We start from the raw sequence: 223 nt of genomic DNA on the forward strand, positions 1-223 counted from the left end.
TGGACCTCGTTGTCCAGAAACGCCTGCTCTTCGTCAGTGAGGGTAGAAAACTGGATATGGGCAAATTTTTCCCAATCCGGTCGGCCGGAAAACAGGTCGGTCTCGAACCAGGTGGTGCCCGCTTCAATGGCTTCACGCTCGGTGTCGCCAATAGCCGGCATGACTTTTCCCAGCGCGTTGTACACCGGCTTGGTGATAAATTTTTGCCGCAGATCCACATGAT

The 223-nt window shown here is 53.8% G+C and carries 1 protein-coding gene; it reads right to left on the reverse strand.

All coding sequences use genetic code 11. The features are described 5' to 3' along the window. A partial coding sequence (locus tag A3714_RS06390) for a hypothetical protein (protein ID WP_156493834.1) occupies positions 1 to 223 on the reverse strand: 223 nt, incomplete at both ends.

Origin of the sequence: Alcanivorax sp. HI0007, assembly GCF_001635525.1 — a bacterium.
Lineage (GTDB): Bacteria > Pseudomonadota > Gammaproteobacteria > Pseudomonadales > Alcanivoracaceae > Alcanivorax.